Genomic DNA, 17352 nt, shown 5'->3' with positions numbered 1-17352 from the left:
GGCCGCGCGCAGGCCCGCGCGAGCCACGGCTCCGCGATCCGCCACGCTGCTGCGAGGTCGGTGTGGTCGATCGCCTGGAGACGCATCAGGGTCGCCGGACCTCGTACCGGAAGGACCGATTGGTGCCGGCCGCGTCGTGGCCGAGCGTGAAGCCGCCGCGGCGCGTTGCTGCGAGCCAGACCCGCGCGTCGGCCGATGCCGCTGAGAGCGGGCACAGGTCGATCTTGGCGCCTTCCGAGCAGCGCGAGTCCTCGACATCGGTCGAGATCGTGTCCGCGGCGAGCGTGACATCGCCCAGCGCGTTCGAGCCGCCCTGCGCCATCTCGCGGATGGCCTGTGCGAACTTCGCGAGGTCCTTCTCGCCGTTGCCCGGGACGATCATCGGCCGCCCTCCGTCGTCGCATCGGGCTCGATGCCGGAGGCGTAGGACCAGGCCGTGCCGGCCGGGATGCGCACGCGCGCCCGGTGGTAGCGCCCCGACGCCCGGCAGGGGGCGAAGCGCTCGGCGTTCGGGCCGGTCTCGGCACGCCAGCGCACCGGGACCGACTTGCCCAGGCTCTCGCGGGTGCCGATGGCGGCGCGCCAGTCGTCGGCGTCGCTGTCGAGGCGGACCCCGCGCATGAAGGCCCGATTCGGCCGCGCCAGCATCGCGTCGGGCGTCTCGAACAGCGCCTCGAGGGACGGCCCGGTGAGCAGGCCGAGGCGGTTGTCGGCGGTCATCACGCCGAGCGCCGGGGCGCCGCCCGCATAGGCGGGATCATCAAGGCTCTTCTGACCGGGATCGTCGAGCGAGCCGGGGATGCTGTCGATCGACACCGCGGGCGTGGCCGCGACGAGGCCGAAGCGCACGGAGAGCATGACGAAGGACCAGCGGTCGAGCAGCCAGTCGTACAGGAGGATCTCGTCGAGCAGCGTCGGGCTGTCGGCCGGCGCCGCCTTGCTCCGGTAGGCGAAGAGCACGCGCGGCCCCGTGGCGTCGCGAATCGCGACCGCCTGGGCGACGGCGTTCGGATCGACCCGGCCGGCGAAGAAGCGGTTCACCCGCTCGGTCCCGATCGGCGTCGAGGCGCCACCGCCGAACAGATAGAAGCCGTCGCGGTCGAGGAAGAAGACCCGGGCGCCGGCCTTGGCGATCGACCAGGGCGCGACTGCGCCGCGGTTCTCCTCGAAGATGGAGAAGTCGAACACGGTGGCCGAGCCGGGCGAGAACACCATCCGGCGGATGGTGCGCTCCTGAAACACGATGCCGAACTCGCCACCGGCAAAGCCCGTGACCGCGCCACCGTCGGGGAATAGCTGGATGTCGCCCTGGTGGCCGTTGGCGATGCCGAGCGGCCAAGCCTCGATATCGCCGAGGTCCGACCACTGCACCGCGTTCGGGTCCGAGGCGAGCCCGGCCAGCACGAGGAACTCGCCGACCACGCCGCAATGGCGGGCCCGCGGCGGCGAGCCGCCGAGGTTCCGGAAGCGCTTGCCGACGTCGATGTCGATCACCTGCGGGCGCGTGCCGAGGCAGGTCGCCACGAGGCGGGTGCCGTAGACCGCGAAGGACCAGTAATCGCCGGGCGGCACGCCATAGGTGACGCCGGCCGCCGAGACATCGTCCCAGGCCGCGGTCCCGATGTTGAAGCGGTAGAGCTTGGTCCCGGTGCCCGCGAAGTAGACCGGGAAGCCGAAGGCCGGGCTCTGGATCTGGATCGCGCCGCGGCAGTCGGCCGGCAGCGGCGCCGAGATCGACATGGGCGCGGCAATCGGACCGTAGCCGTCGGCGCGCGGCGTCACGTTGGTGGCGACGGCCGAGACCGTGGCGTCGACCGAGGCGACATCCGGCGCGAAGGGTGCGAGCGCGACGGCGGCACCCATCACTCGGGCCGCCTCACGGCCTGCGCCGAGGCCTCCAGTTCAGCCGTCCGCCCGGAGCGGCGCGCCACCTTCGCGGTGTCCGCCTTGATACCGAGCGCCTGCAGGACGCCGAGCATCAGCCCGGTATAGGCCTGCGCCGCGTTCGGGTCCTTCTGGAAGAGAGAGGCCTCCGCCAGCACACCATAGAGGTAGGCGTCCGGCGCGCGCGCGAGCAGCCAGTTCGAGGACGCGGCGGCGGTGAGCGGCGGCAGCGCGGCGTAGTAGGTCAGCACGATCGCGCCGGGCTTGGCCGGGACCATGCGGACCTTGCCCGCCGAGACCGTGAAATACTGCGGGTCACCGCCGGGTCGGTGCCGGAAGCGCGCCTCCGGGCTGTTGGCCTCGGCGAAGGTCGGGTGCGCGACGCGCCCGCTCCCCGACCAGTCGACCGCGATCCACTCGAGGAAATCGGCCGGCAGATCGATCGCGGCGGACGGCGCCGACGGCTCGGTCACGGCCTCCATCTCGCGCGCGCGCAGGATCGCGTTGAAGTGGCTCTCCGCGAGCGGCAGCCAGGTCGCGAAGGCGCCGTCGAGGTCGGGACGGTCGAGATAGTCGAGGACGGCGACCTTCAGACTCGCCAGATCGGTAATCGCGGCCATCGGCGCCTCAGAGGTAGTAGGCCGCGACCTGCCCCGTGGAGGCGATCACGTTGGAGCGGCCGCGCAGCGCTTCGAGCTCGTCCGCCATGATGACGGCCTGCGCCTGAGCCATCGCGGGATCCCGGAGGACGTTGAGGGCGAGATGCCGCTTCGCGCGGGCCGCGATCAGGCTGCTCGCCTCGTCGGTCCAGGCGTTGCCCTGCTCGAGCGGCGGCACGGGCAGGCGCTGATGCACCATCAGGCGCACCGTCCATTCGCCCGACGGCACCGGCCAGAGCCGGACCGAGCGCGCGAAGTACGAGAAGGCGCACGGATAGGCCGCGCTGGCCTGATCGTCCGCACGCTCGATCCAGGCCTCGTCGACACGACGCAGTGTCCAGGTCTGGTCGTTCTCGACCACCACGGCGCTGTCGATCGCCATCAGGTCGGGAATCGCCGCGGCATCACCGGCCGCGTAGACGTCCATGCCGGGCGTGGTCCGAAAGGTTACGAAGCCTTCGTTGAAGAAGAACCGCTCCGGCTGGAAGTACCGGATCGCCCGCTCAACCGCCGTCGCGATCTGCGGTGCGAGGTCGGCCCGCTCGATGTCGTCCGCGATCTCCGCGTGCAGTTCGGCGAGCGTCGGCCGCCCCAGGCTGTCGGGCATCGGGCGAGGTCTCCGGAGGCGGTGCGGGTGGGGGCGACGGCGGGGCGCTGGGCTCCGCCGTCACGAGGTGGGCTGCCGCGAAGTGCAGCCAGACCAGCGACATCAGGCGTCGTTGTTCGGAACGTAGTGGAAGACGACGACAGCCTGACCGGCCGCCGGGCCGCCGGTGATCGTCCCGTACAGGGTCGTGTCGGCCGCGAGCGGACCCTTCAGGGTCGCGGTGTCCGGGCGCTTCACGCCGGCAGCGGTCACGGCGGAATCGGCCGCGGCGACGATGTCGTTTCCGCCGGGGGCGGAGCCGACGGTGAGGGCGGCGCCGGCCGAGAAGGCGGTCGCGACGAGGACCTGCGTCGAGGTGATCAGCGCGCCGGCCGGGATCGAGGCCGGCATGACGAAGGTGCTGTCGGAGAAGGACACGGAGCGACGAACCGTGTGCGAGACCTGCGCGCGGTACTCACGCGCCGGAGGCTGCACCGGGGCGGTGTTGGTGGCCATGATAGGCCCTCTCTGGATTTGGAGGATGCGAACGGGGACGCGCGGAGCCGGTCAGGCCCCGCGCGCAGGTTCAGTCAGGCTGTCCGGAAGGTCGGATCAGGCGTCGGCCGGCTTGGCGTAGGTCGGGATCACGATCGTGCCGAAGTCGTCACCGTTGTAGGTGGTCTTCTTCATGCCCCAGATCGCCCAGGCCGAGACCTCGAGGTTGCGCTTGTGGTCGAGGAGTTCCTCGTTCCAGCGATAGCGCGTGTCGCCGCCGGCCTTGCCGTAGGCGATGGTGGCGGCCTGCGCGCCGAGCAGCACGGCGCGGCGGGTGTTGGCCACCGCCGAGAGGCCATCGGCCGAGACGCCGGCGGTGATGTCCTGGGCCTCGCGCAGGATCACGCCATTGTACTCACCGAGCGCGCCCGAGAAGATCGGGCTCTCGCTCGACTGCATGCCGGCCATGGCGGCCTTCTGGATGTCGAGCCACTGGCCGGCGTTGGTGTTGGTGCGGAGCGAGGTGATCTGCTCCGAGGCGAGGTAGAGGATGTAGTACTTCTTCCCCTTCACCACGACGGGGCGGATCATCACCTTCTTGCCCTGGCCGCCGGTCTTCGCCAGCTCGACCGCCTTGTCGATCAGGTCGAGGGTCATGATGTCGCCAGCGACGAGCGCGGCGTCGTTGGCGCGACCGTTCGGGCGGAAGATGCGGCCGGCCGAGGGGGCGGTCACGACGTTGTTGGCGGTGAACTTCTTGGCGTTGGCGCCCTGGTTCGCCGGGGTGAAGCCGCAGACGTGGTTGAAGAAGCACACCGTCTTGCGGGTCTGGAACCAGTCGGCGAGGCCGGAGCGGGCCTGCTCGCGCAGGTTGAAGGGGACGCGCTGCTGGTCGATCGTGTTCTCGGACTTCACGCCGACGACGTGGCCGAGCTCGTCGATGGTGACCTTGTCGGAGTTGGTGCCGAGCTGCTCGCCGTTGCCCTCGGCGACGTCCGAGGACGAGAAGCCGCTGCCCTTGAGCTGCATGCGAAGGCCGAAGGTGACCTGGTCACCGTTGCCCTTCTTCATCTCGGTCTTTTCCTGGATGACCGAGCCGTCGCCCTCGCCGATGAGGGGATCGATGTCGATGGACTTGTTGGCTTCGACCGCGAGCTTCTTCGACCAGAGCTTCACGGCCATGGCGTCGTTCGCGCCGTAGGCGGTGTACATGGGGCTGCCTCGTGGGCTGGATTCCGTGGGGAGGGGTGCGTGCGGGCGTGCGTCGCGCCGCGGACGGAAGCCGGGCCCCAGGTGACCGTTGGGGACGGTGATCGGACGGGCGCCGTGCGTGGCGCGGACGGAGGCTCTGACGCGGCTGTGCGGATCGCGTGACGTGCGATCAGGCGAAAACGACCGGGCAGGCGCGAGCGCCCCACGAGATCGCAGGATGCGGGTGCCGGACCGATCGAAGCTGGTGAGGGCCGAGAGACGGGGCAGTGCCCGCACGTCTCGCGACGGATAGTCCTTGGGGCAGGTTCGCCCGTCGGGTCAAGAGGCTACTGCGTCGGGTCGCCTGCGAAGAGGTTCACCTTCACACCCGCAACAGCGCCCCCGAAGACATCGAACGAGATCAGCGCGGACAGCGCCACGATCGTTGCGGGCAGCGTGCGGGAACGCTGCGCCTTGATGCTCACCGACGTGTGCGTGTCGGTCGTGCCGTCGCTGGTCATCTCGCGACCGACCACCTGCACGACGACAGGCGTCCCGGTGTCCTCGACCATGTAGGCGACTGGCGGCAGCTTGCCGGCGGAGACGGCGATAGGCCTTGCGAAGGTCCACTTGGCCGTGCCGTCGGAGGCCGTCGTCAGGACCGTGCGCTGCACCCGCGCTGCGTGCGTGTGATCGGCGCGGGCGTAGAGGGACGATGCGCCCTGAGCGCTATCAAGGGCAGCCGCCGGCGGGACCTGCTGCGATGGCTGCGGGACGGCCAGCATCATCGCGGCAACTGCGGCTTGCGCGACCGCAGAGGGATCGACCTGATACGGCATGGCCAACTCCGGCTTGCGTCGCGTCAGTACTCTCGAACTGTGATCGCGAGCCCGGCCGCGGATCCGATGATCGACAGCGTGCCGGTCTCCACGAAGCCGGGCTCCGAGGCGAGATAGCCGCCGGCTGGGACCTTGATGTTGCCGCTGCCGGCCGTCGCGGTCGCGGTGGTGTCGAAGTTGATCCAGACGTCGCCGGTCGAGTCGTTCTTGATCTTCCAGCCCTGCCGGTTGCCGTTGGGGCCGATCAGCTCCACGGCCGTCGTGCCGATCGTGCCGGATCGATTGATGCCGTTGGTGCGAACCGTGTTCGTGACCGGAACGCCATTGGCCACACCCTGGACCGTCCACGGTCCGCCCGACTGCGTCACGGCGCCGATCACATTGGAACCAGTCGGGATTGCACCCGAGAGACCGAAATTCCATGTGCCCGACTGGGTCACGGCACCGATGACATTCGAGCCCGCCGGGATTGGGCCCGAGAGACCGAAGGTCCACGTCCCGCCCTGGTAGGCGAGGACCGGCCAGCGGTTGGCGCTGGTATCAGTCGCGGCCGGCCCCTGCGTGACAACGACACCAGAGCCACCGCTTGCGACGAACATGGGGCTCGCCGCGGTCCCGATCGGAACGCCGCCGTCATCGACGAGCTGATTGGTCTCCATCGGCGGGCGGGCGAGCGCCGCCGAGGACACGAGGGGCAGGAGCGCGACGAGCGCCAGGGTTCGCAGGAGCTTCATAGCCGTGCCTGTGTTCGATTCTCGGCGGGAGGGGATGCAGGACGCGTCAGCCACCCATCAGGGCGCGGACGCGCTGGGGGTTCGAGGCGACGAGTTTCTCGAAGTCGGCCTCGCTCATCTCCGCCAGCATCGCAGCCGTGATCTCACCGGCCGGGGCGCCGCCCGCGGCCGACAGGGAGCGACCCGGGCCGGCCTGGCCGGCAGCGGTGCGCGCGGCCTTCTCGGCCGGGGTCTCGGCGGGCGTCGGCGCGGGAGCCGGCTCGGGCGCCTTCGCCACGAAGCCGCGGCTCTTGGCGAGCTGCAGCACCAGGGAGGCCGGCGACTGCCCGCGGGAGAGCGCGGACTGGACGAGGCTGAACTCCTCGTCGTTCACCGCCTTGATCGCGTCGGCATCCGAGTAGCCGAGGAGCTTCATCTCGCTCACGCGGCCGTCGATCAGGTGACGGTAGGCGCCCACGAAGGTCGGGTCGGACTGGACGGTGTTCTGGATGTCCGCGCGGTAGGCGGTCAGGGTTTGCTCGCGCGCGGCCTCCTCCTGACGGGCCTCCTCCTGACGCTTCAGCGTCTCGCTCTGCTGGGTCTGGCCAGTCCGCAGCGCCTCGAAGTCCTCCTGAAGCTGCCGGTAGGCGCCGAAGATGTCCTCGTTCGGGTCGATCCGCTTCGGCGGCTCGGTCGGCTGGGCGACCTGGGCTGCGGCGGCGGGCGCCGCAGGCGCGGCCTGCCGCTGCATGGCCTCGGTCAGAAGGCGCATGCGCTCGTCGCCGCGGGTGAACTTCTCGCGGAGCTCGGTCAGCTCCTTCTCGACCGCCTTGCGGCGCTCACGCTCCTGGTGGAACGCGCCATGGCGGACGAACTTGCCCTTGTTCTCGTCGGCCGACCCGGACTCGTCCTCGGGATCCACGACCTCGCCGGGCGCAGCAGCCTCGCCAGCCGGGGCGCCAGCGGCAGCGGCAGGCTCCGGAGCGGCAGCGCCGCCGGCCAGGGGCTCGGCGCTGCCAGCGGTCAGCTCCAGCGAGCCAGCGCTGGCATCATCGCCGCGCTCGTAGGCGTCAAAGGCGGCCTGCTCTTCGGCCGTGAAGGTGTCGCCGCTGTCGCCGGAAGCGAAGTCGTTCATGGGTATCCTCGTGACGTGATGGGACGAAGGCCGGTCTGACGCGCCGGCCGTGCGGAAGTGGTCAGGCGGCTCAGAGGCCGGAGAAGCGGCGCTTCTTGCCGAAGCGCGGCTCGTCCTCGGGGAGGGGCTCCATCGCGGGTATCTCGACGGCGTAATCGCACACCAGATCGCCCGGCTCGGCGCGCGGCGCCTCGGCCTTGTCGAGAGCGGGGGCCGCCTTGGCCTCGGGGTTCACGGGCTCTGGCGCCCGATAGACCGGAATCCCAGGCGGCATCCGCTCAAGCTGATAGAAGACGGCGTCGCGCAGCAACTCCAAAAGCTGCCCAGTCGGGCCCTTGGTCGGAAGGTCGTGGCTGGCGTGACGCAGACCGTCGAGCAGGCGTGCATGCATCGCGACGCCTGGATCGGACGCACGGCTCAGGAACTGCTCGATCAACGTGACCTTCGCATCTCCGAAGCCGTGCTCTTCCCGGTGGATGACCGACCGCGGGGTGACCTCGTCGACGACAACGACCTGGCCGCAGAAATCCCACCGCGTGCCCTCGCGGACCGCGCTCTTCTCGACTGTCATGCTGTGCTCTCGGGTTAGGCGGCGAAGCCGGCCTGTGCGGGCGGAGGCGCGGCGAGCGCCGCCACCTGCGCGAATCCGTCGATCTGGTCGTTGGCGGCCTGGCCGCGCGCCTGCTCGGCCTTGGCCTTCTTCAGGTCGGCGCCGGCCGCGAGGTCCTCGATCTTCGCGAGGGCCGTCTGCATCGCGATCTGCTTCTGCTGCTGCTGCTCGGGGCTGTCCCCGGCCTGGGCGAGGAGGTCGCGCATCTTGGCGACGAAGGACGCCGGGAACGGGCTGTACGGCAGGATCTCGAGCAGGACCTGCGGCGTGATCATATCCTTGATGATCGGCAGGACGCTGGTGAAGGTCGCCCATACGACCTCCTTCTGGTTCGGCGAGGCCGGGGCGTCGTCGATCACCACGTCGAAGTCGCCGATCGTCTGGTCGCGGACCAGCGGCACGACCTTGGCGCCCTGTTCGCCGACGATGCGGATCAGGCGCCCGTCCGAGAGGTACGACTGGATGAAGAAGAGGCGCACGCGGCCGATGTGCTTGCGGGCCCGGCGCAGCGCGTCGAACAGCGTGGCCAGGATCGTCATGGCCGCCTGTTTGCGCTGATATTCTAGAACGCCGGCCTGTTCGGTCTGGCGCTGGCCGAGCAGCTCCAGGTTCACGCCCGAGGTGTCCCGGATCGACTGCAGGGCGAACTCCATCAGGGCGTAATGGCCCGCCGGGATCTGAGGCAGGCCCTTTTCCTTGATGCGCCCGCTGGTCAGGGCCCCGTCCTGCACGAGGGTGTTTCCGCCGGGCTTCGCCATCGAGCGCTCGAACTCGGCTTGGTTCTTCACCGCGCCGGCCTCGAGGAGATAGCCGCCCTTCGTCTGGCGGTTCAGCATGTCGAGGGTCTGGCTCAGCCACTTGTTGGCGTAGCGCTGCGGGTCCTTCATGGCCCGCACGATGCCGAACCACGTCCCCTTGTTGTGGTCGCGGTCGCCGGTCAGGCAGGCGTAGGAGAAGCGGTCGCCGGCCGGGGCGGGCCCTTCCTCGAGCAGCACGGCGCCAAGGAAGGCGCGGCGGTAGACCCGCTTCACCTGATGGAAGATCTGCACCGGCATGCCGATCATCTCGGCCCGGCGCGCGAGCACGGCGGCCTTCGCCGGCTCCATCTCGGTCGGCTGGCCCGTTGCCGGATCGAACACCACGGCGACGCGGCGGCGCTCCCACCACTGGGCCTCGACGATGGTGACGCGCTTCGAGCCCGACTGGTCACCCGCCGGGCGGTCCATGCGGTGCTCGCCGGGCTGGATCTGGCGGTGCTGCTCGTCGCCCTCGCGGTCCTCGGCCCAGGCCGCGTCCAAGTCGGACGGATCGGCATCGGGGAACAGGCCCTCGGCCTCCGACAGATCCATGGTCTTCGCCCGGAACAGGCGGCGGGCGTCCTGCAGATTGCGCTTCCGAGCCGCCGAATCCGCGATCATCTCCAGCGGGTCGACGCGGTCCTCGACGTAGGCGCCGTTCGGGTCGACCTCATAGTCGAGCCGCATCTCGATCCAGCCCATGCCGACGATCGCGCAGTCGACGAAGGCGTCCGATTCCTCGTCCTCGGCCTCCGCCTCGTTCGCGAGGTAGCGGCTGGCCTCGGTGAGGAGCTCGTTCACCGCGGCGTCGCCGACCTCGCGGGGCAAGAACTGGATGTCCTGGCGGGCATTCACCTCGGAGCCAGCCACGGCCTTGATGACGGGCAGGAGGCGGTTGAACGTCACGGGCGGGCGCTTCTGCTCGCGCAGCAGGGCCTCATCCTCCGGCGACCACTGGCGGCCGGCGACGAAATCGTAGTCCTCGCGCGCATCCTGCCGCCACTTCGAGGAGGCGTCGCGATCGACGCGATACCAGCCGCGCAGCTTGCGGAAGAGCGCCTCGCGATCGAGCGCGGCCATCTCCTCGGGCGTGCGCTCGGTCTCGGCGCGCGCGTCGTCGTCCGTCATTGCGCCCATGCCGATCCTGATGCGTCGTCGTCGCGCTCGCGGCGCCGGCGGCGCGCGTAGCGGTCGTTGGGGCCGTCGTCCGGCAGGTCCTCTTCGCGCGGCTCGGCGATGCCGACGGCGAAGTAGCGGAAGGCGTCGGCCGCGTGGCTCGCCCAGTTGTGCAGCGGGGCCTTCGAGAACTGCTGCGTGTCCGGGTCGACGTCGTACTGGTAGTTCCGCAGCGCCTGCAGGCCGTCGGCGCAGCGGGTCTCGTCGAACCAGCAGCGCTCGAAGACCTGGCGCGCGGCGTCAATGCCGGCGGCGACCGAGAGGCGCGGCGTGATCCGGACCGTATGCCCGGCCGCCCACATCTGCTGCTCAATGGTGCGCTCGGAGGCGAGCAGCTCGTTCTGCGCATCGTGCGGGAGCCAGTGCTCGCCGTACGTGTAGCCCGGCGAACCGTCCTCCTGCTCCTTCGCGCGTTCCGCCAGGACCTCCAGGTAGTGGCTCAGCGCGTGGCCGCGGCTCTCGTAGAAGTCGATCAGCCGGAACTCAAAGCCGACGATCTGCGCGAACCAGATGGAGGTCCGGTCGGCGCGCCCGAGGTCCCAGAAGGTGTGGACCGGCTTCGACGGGTCGTGCGGAACCTTTGTGAACCGGCCTGCCTTCGTCGCCGCCAGGATCTCGTTCGAGTAGATCGCGCCGTCGAGGACCTGCTTGCAGATCCCCTCCCAGACGGTCTCGTAGCCGACCGGATCGCGCGCCTTGAGGTCCTTCGCTTCCTGCTGCAGCTCCGCCGGAAACCACGGGTTGTCGTACCAATTGATGGTCGCGACTTCCGAATTCGTCGGCGGATGCGTGATGAACCGCTTGTACGTCTCGTCTTCGGCCAACTCCGGATTGAAGCTGATCCAGATTTCCGAGCCCGGCTTACGAATGGTCGGGACCAGCGTGTCCCAACTGGACTTCGAGACGGTGCGGGCTTCCTCGACCCAGCAGATATCGACGCCCTCGTAAGACTTGATCTTCGTGACGTTGTGCCGGAGCCCCTCGAAGCTGAACTCGGTCCCGTTCGCCCCGATGATCCTGGTCTGCTGCACCTCGTAGAAGCTGCCCAGCCCGAGCTTCTCGGCCTGGTCCTTGAGCAGCGCGTGCACGCTATCCGCGGTCGAATTCTGGAACTCGCGGGCGCACAGGATGCGGAGCTTGCGCTGCGCGCCGAGGATCAGGAGCGCCCGGGCGAAGGCCCAGGATTTCCCGCCACCGCGCCCACCCTTCGCGATCTTGTAGCGCTTGGGCTGGAACAGGAAGGCGAGCTTCCGGGGGAACTCAGCTTGGACGGCCGGGACCGTCGATGAAGGTGACGGCGATTCCGCCGGCGAGGAGGGGCTGGCCATCCTTCCCGCTGACCTCGTTCTGCCGCTTGTTGGTGAAGGCGTCGCCGCACTCCCGAGCAGCCTGCTCCAGGAGGTTCGCGGCCAAGCCCATGTTGCCCTGCGCCTCGGCCTTGTTCGCCATGCGCTCGATGCGTCGGAGCCGCACCATCCGGTGCGACACGCCGATCGCAGCCTGATCGTTCAGGAAGCGCTCGCGGGTCGCGGTGAAGAGCAGCTTCAGCTCCTCCGACAGCCGTTGTCCCTGGACCTTGTTCGGGTCGTAGGCCTCGACCGCCTGCCGCGTGACGGAGACGCCGAATTCGTCCTTGACCGCCGACACCACCGCCGAGGGCGCATCGAAGCAGGCAAGCTGTTGGACGATGAAGGTTTTCACCTCATCCGAGAGCGTGGTCACGGTCGCGAATCCGTCAACGCTGGGTCAATCTCAGCCGCGGCGGTTACAGGTGCCGCAGACGCCCGCGATGTCCGCCGAGCACACGATCGGCGCGCGGCCCGCGGCCTCGACCAGGGCGGCCGTCTGGCCTGCCGCGGCGCCGACGCCGTAGCGAGCGACGATGCCGACGAACTCTTCGACGTCGTGGCCCCGCATCGTGAAGATCGGCAGGCCCGTCGCCTTCGAGAAGCGCGGCGCGCCCCAGCGGTCCTTCGCCTGGGCGCAGTGGTAGAGTTCATGCTCGACGAGCGAGCAGAACGTGGCGTCGTCGGCCTGGTCCGCGAAGCCCGCGTCGAGCGTGATCAGGAAGTCAGGGACGATCCCGAACCATCCCTCGACCTGCTGGAAGAACCGGGCGCGGGCCCATTTCCCGCCTTGGATGGATGGGATTTCGGCCTGCCCGACGACGCTGTTGCCGCCGCGCGCGTTCGACACGGACGTCCAGAGGAAGCCGAGGGTCGCCTCGCGGAGGTGGGCGTGCTCCTCGTTCAGGAGCACGGCGTCCTCGTCAATGAAGGTGGCGCGGGCCCAGGCCTCCAGGTCGGGGGCCGGCTCGAACGGAATTGCGGTGTCCGCGCCGTCCTGGCCGAGCAGGCGCTCCGGAGGCCGCGGGCGGGTCAGCATCAGCCCTTCCGCCGCTCGCAGGTGATCTTGTGGCGCTGGCCTGGCGCGAGGCTCAGGCTGGTCGCGAGGACCTGCCCGACGTGGCCGCACTCGGTCTCGTGCGCGACGGGCATATGCACGACGTCGGTGGCGTTCTCTGCCGTGCAGTCCGGCCCTTCGATGCCGACCGGGCATGCGAGCGCGCCGGCGACGAAGCCGGGCGCGGGCGGCAGGCAGACCAGAACCGCGCTCGCGACGTTGCCGCGGGTATCCAGCGGCGGCGTCCGGCATTCGGCGGCGGTGACGGCATGGCCGAGGCAGGCGGCGGCGACGCAGCCCACGACCCCGACGAGGAGGACCGTGCGCATCAGTGCACCGTGGGCGAGAGCGGGAAGACGAAGGCGGCGGCGGGACGGCGGCGCGGCAGCGCTGCGAGGGCGACACCCGCGAGCAGCAGGAAGGCGCAGAGGCGGGGCATCAGCGTCCACATCCCTGCGAGAGGACGCGACCGGTGCGGATCACGGGCGCGAGCGGAGCGGCCGGCAGGGGCGCGCGCAGGCGGTCGAGGAATCGGCGGATCAGGTTCGCGATCATGCGGTGCGCAGCTCCGGCAGCGGCTGTTCGGTGATCTGGGCGGCGCCGCCCGGCGTGAACGCGACCTCGAGCCAGTGGCCGGGCCGGCGCTTGGCGGTGGCGAGGACGGCGAGCGCCTCGACCCACTGGGCTGCCGTCGGGCGGCCGCGGCGGACATCGAGCCCGGCGAGGAGCCGGGCCGTGGTGGCGGGGCTCACAGGCGGAAGCGCTGCGCCATCGCGCGGCGCAGATCGCGCTCAGCGTCGGCAGTCTCGGCGCCCGGTGTGGAGACGGGCAGCGGCGTCGCGGCCGGCATGCCGATGATACCCTTGCGGCGCAGGTGCGCCCCGTAGCCGACGGCGGCCGGGTCGCGCTGCATCGCGCGCAGCGCGCGCTCGGCGTCGGACGCGGTGTGGGTCTCGCGGTTCATAGGAATTTCCGGCCGGCGTGATCGTCGAAGGCGCGCGCGCGCCGATCGTATTTCTGGAGCGTCGTCACCTGTGTGTGCCGGGTGACGTGCATGACCTTCAGGACGTCGGCCCCGGCGGCGAGCGCCGAGGTAACGAAGCCGGCGCGCAGAGAATGGCCCGAGAACAGCGTGGCATCGAGCCCGGCCGCCTCGGCGTAGCGCTTCACGATGTCGGCCACCGATCGGTCGGTGAGGCGCTCGGCCGAGACCGCGCCGCCCTTGTTCACCGGCCGGAAGACCGGGCCCGAGGTGATGCGGGCCGCCGCGAGCCAGGCGTCGAGCGCCTCGCAGGGTTTCAGCTTCGAGCCGCGGGGCACCGCGATTTCTTGGCCGGCGCCGTCTTGGTCCGTCTTCGAGCGCCGGATGTGGAGCACGATGCCGTCGGGCGCCCGCTCCAGGTCGGCCACGTCGAGGGCAACGAGCTCGGACCGGCGCAGGGCCGCGGCGAATCCCAGCAGGATCAGCGCGCGGTCGCGCTGCCCAGCGAGGCCGTCCGGCACCTTCCGGACCATCTTCTTCACGGTCTCGGCGGTGGCGGGCGCCTTTCGGGCCTGCCGGGTGCCGATCGTCCGCCGGATGCCGCGGACGGTGGCGCGCACCGCCTCGGCCGCGGTCGGGTTGTCCAAGCCGGCGGCGCGGTGCACCGCGGCGATCGCCGCGACGTGCAGGTTGATCGTCGCCGCCTTCCGGCCGGTGTCCGCGAGATGGGCGACGTAGGCCGCCACCGTCGCCGGCTCGGCCTCAAGGGGGCAGGCCGCGACGCCGCGGCACCAGGTGGTGAAGCAGCCGAAGGCCGAGCTGTAGGCCTTCCGGGTCCGGTCAGCGCGGGCCTCGGCCGCATAGGCCTTCGCCCGGTCGAGGGCGACCGGAACGATGTCCGCCGGTGCGACCGGCACCGGCAGAGTTTCAGGCATTTGATCGCGTCTTGATCCAACGGATGCAATCCGGTCGATTGCGTCCGTTTTTCAGGGCTTTAATTCGTTGATCGGGTCTTGATCCAAGGGACCAGATCGCTTCCGACAAAGAAGATTACAGGAACCTACTTTGGGCGGATCTTGCTCACCTCGTCGGGCAGAAACGCCCCGTATTTCGAGGTTGCCGCGGTGAGGTAGGCGGCGTGGGCCTGCTCCGGAGTATCGAATGAACCGAGGCAGAGCACCTTTCCGCGGATGCCGATTTTGGCATTGAACCGACCGGTCCCGTCTGCGGGGTACACGCCACGCGGCAGATGGTGCTTCCGGGTGCGATGCCGGTTCACGCCGTTCTGCGAGTACGTTGCCTCCCGCAGGTTGTCCCAGCGGTTGTCCGCCTTCTTCCTGTTCCGGTGATCGATTGTCCCGACGGGCCAAGCCCCGATCATCCAGAACCATGCAAGCCGATGCGCGAGGTAGCGTCGGTTATCGACGCTCACCCGAACGTACCCGTCCTCCGCGGTGTAGCCGGCGGTATCACCCACCTGGGCGCCGCTACCGCCCTTCGAGCGGCGAACGCGCCAGATCAGATTGCCGGTGTCCGGCTCGTACCGAAGAAGCTCTCGCAGTCGTGCATGCGTGAGAGCGGTTCGTGATACGGAATTATCAGCCTTTGCCATGGGCACCACCATGATGAGGGTTAGGCTCGGAGCGGTGTGACCAGCACCACTTCGGGCCGCCTCAGTATGGCAGAAATCCCATACGATCTAAACAGTTAAGCCGCGCGGACCGCCCGCTTCCGGCTCGGCCGACGCTCGGCCACGACCACCTTGCGGTCGCCGAAGTAGCGGTTGCCGGGGATCAGGGTCAGGCTCTCCGGGATGCCGATCTGCCGACGGAGCTTCGCGACGAGCGCGATGACGCGCTGGCAGTGCGCGTCCTTCGCCTCGAGGTCGGCATCCTGGCGGCCCGTCATGCGCGAGCGCGAGAAGGCGCGGGCCTCCTCCTCGATCGCGGTGGCGATCTGGTGTGCGCTCATTGGCCTGCGATCATGGCGTGGTGCCCCGCACCGGTCCGCTCCTGACAAGGTAGCGCGACGGACGATGCGGGGCGAGGATGGTCGGAGTGGCCGGGTTCGAACCGGCGACGGTCCCGCCTTATGAGGGCGGCGCTCTACCGACTGAGCTACACTCCAACGCTGGAACGCAAAACGCCCGGCAGCGGTGAGGCTCCGGGCGCGCGTCGTGCGACGGTATGGAAATGCCGGGTTTCGCCCGTCGGGTCAATCCTCTGTGGTCAACCGATGCCGCGCCCCGACCCGGTCCCGCACCTTCGCCGTCCGGCCGCGGAGCATGAGGGCATCCCGGTTCATGTGCGGGGCGTAGCGCGATTCCTCGCCGCCCCAGGCGTGCCCGTGCCCGGTCGGGACGACGCGGCCCTTCTCGTCGGTCTCCTCCCCGGTGCGCTCGCCCTGGAAGAAGCGCTCGCACAGGGTCTTCACGCCCTCGGCCGCGAAATCCTCGTCGAGGTATTCCAGCAGGATCCGGAAGTGCTCGGCGACGTAGGCGGTGCCGCGCTCGCCGGCCTTGCCCCGATCGGCCGCGAACTGCGCGAAGGTCGAGCGGCCGGTGAGGACCTCGGCGAGGAAGCGGGCGCCGGGCGAGCCGACGGCGCGAACGACCTTGGCCTTCATCTTGGCGACGAGGCGGGCGTCGTCGACCGCGTAGATGATGGCGAGCTCGTGCGCGATGGTCTGGTCGCGGCTGCCGGCGCTGTCCCAGCCGGCCGAGCCGAGGCGGGCGCCGGTGGAGCGCTCGAGGATCGCCTGGACCTGGCGGCCGACCTCGTATTGCGAGACGGTCAGGCGGCCGTGGCTGCGCTCCATCTCCAGCACGTCGACCCGGCGGTTCACGGCGGCGAGGACGCGCTTGCCGGGCTCGTGCGGGTCGGCGACGGCGACGGTGGCGACCTCGACGGCGCCCTTGCGGGCCGCGCGCGAGAGGTTGGTGCGGGGATCGAAGGCGGCGCGGTGGTCGTAGCGATCGCCGCGCGGGTCGCGTTCACGGACGGGGCCGGCGAACGTCTTGCGCTGGGCGGAGATCGCGGGAATCGAGGTGGTCGAAGAGGCGGACGCGGTCACGGTGCACCTGCGAGAACCGGCTCGATCTATCGCCGAGCCCGGTCCTGCCTTGGTCCGTTAACTTTTTGGACACACGCAAGCGTGATGGGCAGATGGTGCGATCCGCCTATTCGGCGATCGTGAAATTAGCCTCAAACTCGGCCTTTGGAACGTAGCCATCCAGACCGTTTGGATGGATGACGAGGTAACCCGGCAGATTGCCGGCAAGCACGTCGCGAGCGCATGCCGCCCACGCTCGGTAGCTCATCTCCTCTGTCTCGTCGCCTTCAAGGTCAGGGTAGAATGGCGCGCCTTCACGACCGTCCGTGATGCCGAGGATGCGTGCCGCCTTCACGGTGGCGGCGTGCCGGTAGATCTTCATTGATTTCTCCAGTTGAGTTCTTGGCGCTCCGCCTGCCGCCGCTCGTTCCAGGCATCCGCCAACCGCCGGCACGCCCGCTTCCGCCGTCGGTCGAAGGTGCGGCGCTTCCACCCGGCCTCCTCGCAGAAGTCGGTCACGGTGCCGCCCGGGACCTCCTTCAGCGCGCGCAGGCCGCGATGACGCCGGATCCGCCGCCGGGACTTCGACCTCGCCCAGGTGAGGAGGGCGAGGCGCTCGACGCTGGACCGGCCGAGGACATCCGCCGAGAAGGTGATCCAATCGAAGGTGCCGGGCGCGGCGTCCTGGTCCGTGGCCTGGAGGCGGTTCGCTCGCAGGCTGAACACGGGGGCGACCGTGAAGGCCATGAACGCGGCCACGAGCCAGCGCTCGACATCGGCACACGTCATGCCCGGCGGGTCGGGCCCCTCGATACGCAACGGGTTCGCCAT

Annotated in this window: 23 protein-coding genes and 1 tRNA gene; all 24 read right to left on the bottom strand. The window is 69.8% G+C overall.

Annotated features, from left to right (window positions below; genetic code table 11):
* Nucleotides 1–85 precede the first annotated feature (85 nt).
* The 24 genes from MET9862_RS12245 to MET9862_RS12130 all read right to left on the bottom strand — a co-directional run bounded on the left by MET9862_RS12245 (nt 86) and on the right by MET9862_RS12130 (nt 17352).
* Nucleotides 86–382 carry a hypothetical protein gene (locus MET9862_RS12245; protein ID WP_142583234.1) on the bottom strand — a complete coding sequence of 99 codons (297 nt, stop codon included), beginning with the start codon at nt 380–382 and terminating at the stop codon, nt 86–88.
* Entirely contained in the window at nt 379–1863 is a 1485-nt protein-coding gene (locus MET9862_RS12240; protein WP_142583233.1) for a hypothetical protein, read from the bottom strand. Before MET9862_RS12240 ends, MET9862_RS12245 begins: the two co-directional genes overlap by 4 nt.
* Nucleotides 1863–2504, bottom strand: a complete 642-nt coding sequence (locus MET9862_RS12235) for a phage adaptor protein (RefSeq protein WP_142583232.1) — start codon at nt 2502–2504, stop codon at nt 1863–1865. The genes MET9862_RS12240 and MET9862_RS12235 overlap by 1 nt, the downstream gene beginning before the upstream one ends.
* Before the next feature lie 7 nt (nt 2505–2511).
* Complete coding sequence (locus tag MET9862_RS12230; protein ID WP_142583231.1) at nt 2512–3150, bottom strand: phage adaptor protein; 639 nt, start codon at nt 3148–3150, stop codon at nt 2512–2514.
* Nucleotides 3151–3252: 102 nt separating this feature from the next.
* Nucleotides 3253–3645: a hypothetical protein gene (locus MET9862_RS12225; protein ID WP_142583230.1), complete on the bottom strand. Its 393-nt coding sequence runs from the start codon at nt 3643–3645 to the stop codon at nt 3253–3255.
* A 96-nt stretch (nt 3646–3741) separates the two neighbouring features.
* Complete coding sequence (locus tag MET9862_RS12220) at nt 3742–4836, bottom strand: N4-gp56 family major capsid protein (protein ID WP_142583229.1); 1095 nt, start codon at nt 4834–4836, stop codon at nt 3742–3744.
* Between the two features lie 326 nt (nt 4837–5162).
* Complete coding sequence (locus MET9862_RS12215) at nt 5163–5654, bottom strand: hypothetical protein (RefSeq protein WP_142583228.1); 492 nt, start codon at nt 5652–5654, stop codon at nt 5163–5165.
* A gap of 23 nt (nt 5655–5677) precedes the next feature.
* Nucleotides 5678–6313: a hypothetical protein gene (locus MET9862_RS12210; protein WP_142583227.1), complete on the bottom strand. Its 636-nt coding sequence runs from the start codon at nt 6311–6313 to the stop codon at nt 5678–5680.
* 121 nt (nt 6314–6434) lie between these two features.
* Entirely contained in the window at nt 6435–7502 is a 1068-nt protein-coding gene (locus MET9862_RS12205) for a hypothetical protein (RefSeq protein WP_142583226.1), read from the bottom strand.
* A gap of 70 nt (nt 7503–7572) precedes the next feature.
* Entirely contained in the window at nt 7573–8073 is a 501-nt protein-coding gene (locus MET9862_RS12200; protein WP_142583225.1) for a hypothetical protein, read from the bottom strand.
* A gap of 14 nt (nt 8074–8087) precedes the next feature.
* Nucleotides 8088–10037: a portal protein gene (locus tag MET9862_RS12195; RefSeq protein ID WP_244612692.1), complete on the bottom strand. Its 1950-nt coding sequence runs from the start codon at nt 10035–10037 to the stop codon at nt 8088–8090.
* The gene (locus MET9862_RS12190; RefSeq protein WP_142583224.1) at nt 10034–11413 is read right to left on the bottom strand and encodes a PBSX family phage terminase large subunit; all 1380 of its coding nucleotides are present in this window, start codon (nt 11411–11413) and stop codon (nt 10034–10036) included. Before MET9862_RS12190 ends, MET9862_RS12195 begins: the two co-directional genes overlap by 4 nt.
* Nucleotides 11346–11807, bottom strand: coding sequence for a DUF2280 domain-containing protein (locus MET9862_RS12185; RefSeq protein WP_142583223.1), 462 nt, complete (start codon nt 11805–11807; stop codon nt 11346–11348). The genes MET9862_RS12190 and MET9862_RS12185 overlap by 68 nt, the downstream gene beginning before the upstream one ends.
* Before the next feature lie 30 nt (nt 11808–11837).
* The gene (locus tag MET9862_RS12180) at nt 11838–12470 is read right to left on the bottom strand and encodes a putative metallopeptidase (RefSeq protein ID WP_244612691.1); all 633 of its coding nucleotides are present in this window, start codon (nt 12468–12470) and stop codon (nt 11838–11840) included.
* Nucleotides 12470–12817: a hypothetical protein gene (locus MET9862_RS12175; protein ID WP_142583222.1), complete on the bottom strand. Its 348-nt coding sequence runs from the start codon at nt 12815–12817 to the stop codon at nt 12470–12472. The genes MET9862_RS12180 and MET9862_RS12175 overlap by 1 nt, the downstream gene beginning before the upstream one ends.
* A gap of 222 nt (nt 12818–13039) precedes the next feature.
* Nucleotides 13040–13240 carry a hypothetical protein gene (locus tag MET9862_RS12170; protein ID WP_142583221.1) on the bottom strand — a complete coding sequence of 67 codons (201 nt, stop codon included), beginning with the start codon at nt 13238–13240 and terminating at the stop codon, nt 13040–13042.
* Nucleotides 13237–13452, bottom strand: coding sequence for a hypothetical protein (locus MET9862_RS12165; RefSeq protein ID WP_142583220.1), 216 nt, complete (start codon nt 13450–13452; stop codon nt 13237–13239). Before MET9862_RS12165 ends, MET9862_RS12170 begins: the two co-directional genes overlap by 4 nt.
* Complete coding sequence (locus MET9862_RS12160; protein ID WP_142583219.1) at nt 13449–14405, bottom strand: site-specific integrase; 957 nt, start codon at nt 14403–14405, stop codon at nt 13449–13451. Before MET9862_RS12160 ends, MET9862_RS12165 begins: the two co-directional genes overlap by 4 nt.
* A 125-nt stretch (nt 14406–14530) precedes the next feature.
* Nucleotides 14531–15082 (bottom strand): HNH endonuclease signature motif containing protein, encoded by a 552-nt coding sequence (locus MET9862_RS12155; RefSeq protein WP_185156839.1) that lies wholly within the window; start codon nt 15080–15082, stop codon nt 14531–14533.
* 95 nt (nt 15083–15177) lie between these two features.
* Complete coding sequence (locus MET9862_RS12150) at nt 15178–15441, bottom strand: hypothetical protein (RefSeq protein WP_142583217.1); 264 nt, start codon at nt 15439–15441, stop codon at nt 15178–15180.
* A 78-nt stretch (nt 15442–15519) separates the two neighbouring features.
* Nucleotides 15520–15597, bottom strand: a tRNA-Met gene (locus MET9862_RS12145).
* 87 nt (nt 15598–15684) lie between these two features.
* Nucleotides 15685–16542: a hypothetical protein gene (locus MET9862_RS12140; protein WP_142583216.1), complete on the bottom strand. Its 858-nt coding sequence runs from the start codon at nt 16540–16542 to the stop codon at nt 15685–15687.
* A 106-nt stretch (nt 16543–16648) separates the two neighbouring features.
* Nucleotides 16649–16903: a hypothetical protein gene (locus MET9862_RS12135; protein WP_142583215.1), complete on the bottom strand. Its 255-nt coding sequence runs from the start codon at nt 16901–16903 to the stop codon at nt 16649–16651.
* Nucleotides 16900–17352: a hypothetical protein gene (locus tag MET9862_RS12130; RefSeq protein WP_142583237.1), complete on the bottom strand. Its 453-nt coding sequence runs from the start codon at nt 17350–17352 to the stop codon at nt 16900–16902. Before MET9862_RS12130 ends, MET9862_RS12135 begins: the two co-directional genes overlap by 4 nt.

Origin of the sequence: Methylobacterium symbioticum (assembly GCF_902141845.1) — a bacterium.
GTDB classification, from domain to species: Bacteria; Pseudomonadota; Alphaproteobacteria; order Rhizobiales; family Beijerinckiaceae; genus Methylobacterium; species Methylobacterium symbioticum.
The sequence above is the reverse complement of the archived record's forward strand: the minus strand, read 5'-3'. Positions and strand labels throughout refer to the sequence as shown.

Bases quoted from the DNA above. Each gene is read 5' to 3' on its own strand.
- MET9862_RS12180 (WP_244612691.1), bottom strand. From the start codon at position 12,470: ATGCTGACCCGCCCGCGGCCTCCGGAGCGCCTGCTCGGCCAGGACGGC.
- MET9862_RS12195 (WP_244612692.1), bottom strand. From the start codon at position 10,037: ATGACGGACGACGACGCGCGCGCCGAGACCGAGCGCACGCCCGAGGAG.
- MET9862_RS12220 (WP_142583229.1), bottom strand. From the start codon at position 4,836: ATGTACACCGCCTACGGCGCGAACGACGCCATGGCCGTGAAGCTCTGG.
- MET9862_RS12200 (WP_142583225.1), bottom strand. From the start codon at position 8,073: ATGACAGTCGAGAAGAGCGCGGTCCGCGAGGGCACGCGGTGGGATTTC.
- MET9862_RS12215 (WP_142583228.1), bottom strand. From the start codon at position 5,654: ATGCCGTATCAGGTCGATCCCTCTGCGGTCGCGCAAGCCGCAGTTGCC.
- MET9862_RS12205 (WP_142583226.1), bottom strand. From the start codon at position 7,502: ATGAACGACTTCGCTTCCGGCGACAGCGGCGACACCTTCACGGCCGAA.
- MET9862_RS12230 (WP_142583231.1), bottom strand. From the start codon at position 3,150: ATGCCCGACAGCCTGGGGCGGCCGACGCTCGCCGAACTGCACGCGGAG.
- MET9862_RS12155 (WP_185156839.1), bottom strand. From the start codon at position 15,082: ATGGCAAAGGCTGATAATTCCGTATCACGAACCGCTCTCACGCATGCA.
- MET9862_RS12225 (WP_142583230.1), bottom strand. From the start codon at position 3,645: ATGGCCACCAACACCGCCCCGGTGCAGCCTCCGGCGCGTGAGTACCGC.
- MET9862_RS12190 (WP_142583224.1), bottom strand. From the start codon at position 11,413: ATGGCCAGCCCCTCCTCGCCGGCGGAATCGCCGTCACCTTCATCGACG.
- MET9862_RS12235 (WP_142583232.1), bottom strand. From the start codon at position 2,504: ATGGCCGCGATTACCGATCTGGCGAGTCTGAAGGTCGCCGTCCTCGAC.
- MET9862_RS12150 (WP_142583217.1), bottom strand. From the start codon at position 15,441: ATGAGCGCACACCAGATCGCCACCGCGATCGAGGAGGAGGCCCGCGCC.
- MET9862_RS12165 (WP_142583220.1), bottom strand. From the start codon at position 13,452: ATGAACCGCGAGACCCACACCGCGTCCGACGCCGAGCGCGCGCTGCGC.
- MET9862_RS12130 (WP_142583237.1), bottom strand. From the start codon at position 17,352: ATGGCGAACCCGTTGCGTATCGAGGGGCCCGACCCGCCGGGCATGACG.
- MET9862_RS12175 (WP_142583222.1), bottom strand. From the start codon at position 12,817: ATGCGCACGGTCCTCCTCGTCGGGGTCGTGGGCTGCGTCGCCGCCGCC.
- MET9862_RS12240 (WP_142583233.1), bottom strand. From the start codon at position 1,863: ATGGGTGCCGCCGTCGCGCTCGCACCCTTCGCGCCGGATGTCGCCTCG.
- MET9862_RS12135 (WP_142583215.1), bottom strand. From the start codon at position 16,903: ATGAAGATCTACCGGCACGCCGCCACCGTGAAGGCGGCACGCATCCTC.
- MET9862_RS12210 (WP_142583227.1), bottom strand. From the start codon at position 6,313: ATGGAGACCAATCAGCTCGTCGATGACGGCGGCGTTCCGATCGGGACC.
- MET9862_RS12245 (WP_142583234.1), bottom strand. From the start codon at position 382: ATGATCGTCCCGGGCAACGGCGAGAAGGACCTCGCGAAGTTCGCACAG.
- MET9862_RS12160 (WP_142583219.1), bottom strand. From the start codon at position 14,405: ATGCCTGAAACTCTGCCGGTGCCGGTCGCACCGGCGGACATCGTTCCG.